Raw genomic sequence first — 1,892 nt, 5'->3', positions numbered from 1 at the left:
AATCGAGTAGGAGGAGGCCTCACGGCCTCCGTCCTCTCACACCACCGTACAAGCGTGGGTCGCATACGGCGGTTCCGAATATATTTTCAGTGACTCATACCCATCTCCCAATGAGTACAGGCCCAACTCCTCGAACCATTTTATTGGCATGGCGTGATTTAACTGCGGCGTTAAGGCCAAGTGCCACCACCCTTTATCTGACATCGCTACCTTCCACGCATTGCGCTCCGTTACACCTTGTTGTTGTAACCATGTCGCTATGCCGTATCTGCGTTTGCGTTGTTTTAAGCGGTAACATCGTAGCCGTCGCCGTATCCATTCGTCTAAGCGCTGCAAGCTGCTTTTCCGTATGGCGAGTTTGAAGTAGTGTTGCCAACCTCTTAGGTATTGAGTTAATTCCGCTATGACTGCTTGCAACTCTCGCCCTCGGTTTCGCTTCGTTATCTGCCGCACTCGCTTCTTCATTTGAGTTTGTGCTGCCTTCGATAGATGGATTGTTCCATCTATCCCGAAGCGGTGGCTTAAGTAAGTCCGCTCTGTCACTCTTGTCGCACCACTTTTCTCTCGATTTACCGTGAGCTTCAGCTTTTGCTCCAAGAACTCCGTTATCGACTCTTTAACTCGATAAGCGGCTTCTTCACTATGAACATAGATTTGGCAGTCGTCTGCATATCGACAGAACTTATGCCCTCTGCGCTCTAACTCTTTATCCAGTTCATCTAATACGATATTGGATAGCAACGGGGATAATGGTCCACCCTGTGGTGTCCCTCTTTGTCTCTGTTCAACCATCCCGTTTCGCATTATGCCTGCCTGTAGATATAACCTGATGAGCTTCAACACTCGTTTATCACTGATGTCCTGTGACAGTCTGTACATCAGTCTATCGTGATTCACTGTGTCGAAGTATTTCGCTAGGTCGATATCTACAACATAACCTCGACCTTCTCGGATGTAATGACTGGCTGCCGTTAATGCATGGTGCGCACTGCGGTTTGGTCTAAATCCGTAACTGCTATTGGAGAACTTGGGGTCATAGATATCTGACAGTACTGAGGTCATTGCCTGTTGGACAACTCTATCAAGCACGGTTGGGATACCTAGTTGCCTTACGCCACCACTAGGTTTAGGGATTTCTACACCAAGTACCGGTTGAGGTTGGTAGCTTCCTTCCAGAAGACTCTGGCGAAGCGCTTGCCCATTTGAAGCCTGTCGAAGTGTTGAGATAGTCGCATCTATGTCGAGTTTGTCGACACCTGCACATCCTTTGTTCTTCTTCACTCTTCGTAGAGCTTGATTCAAGTTGGTTGAAGAGCAGATTTGCTCCATCAACGACGTTGAGATCACCAAGACTCGTCCTCCTGTTTACGCCAATCATGCTTGTCATTCTTCATCACCATGAGCTTTACTTGCTGTATCGCCCATTGGGACGTAGAGATGGTTTTCATCTTGCTATGACCCCACATGATTGAGTGTCTAGTGACTGCTTCTTGATATATTCAGTTCGGGCCTTCCCTTAAGTTGTACTTCCTTAAGGTACTATGCCTTCTGCTGACTTCTTATTGCTCGTCATACCGCATCGCTGCTGTATTAGTCTCTATCGAGACAAGTAATAAGATCTCCCGAGGTAAGACGTTGCTCTTTCCCTTGGCCGTGCCTGATTTATCACTACACACTTCCCGTCGAGGCATCGGGCTATTCTATCTATTGCTAGGTTGCCCAAGTTGTAATGACCTACTATCAGATTTCTGTTCGTCACAACCAAGTTTTGCCATTTGCTTCCTTCAGATTTCACCTCACGGTGAACACCCTTGCATAGGCTAACGGTTCTCGCTCGACTGAGCCCGTAGAGGACTTTCACCTCCTAGATCAACGCCATGCTCGGCGCACAA

The 1,892-nt window shown here is 47.8% G+C and carries 1 protein-coding gene; it reads right to left on the bottom strand.

Annotated elements, in window-relative coordinates; translation table 11 throughout:
- Positions 1 to 36: 36 nt before the first annotated feature.
- The gene (gene ltrA / locus AB6E52_RS22945; RefSeq protein ID WP_372134421.1) at positions 37 to 1,329 is read right to left on the bottom strand and encodes a group II intron reverse transcriptase/maturase; all 1,293 of its coding nucleotides are present in this window, start codon (positions 1,327 to 1,329) and stop codon (positions 37 to 39) included.
- Positions 1,330 to 1,892: the final 563 nt, after the last annotated feature.

The sequence above is a fragment of the Vibrio sp. 10N.247.311.13 genome (assembly GCF_041467595.1).
Classification (GTDB): Bacteria; Pseudomonadota; Gammaproteobacteria; order Enterobacterales; family Vibrionaceae; genus Vibrio; species Vibrio crassostreae_C.
The sequence above is the reverse complement of the archived record's forward strand: the minus strand, read 5'-3'. Positions and strand labels throughout refer to the sequence as shown.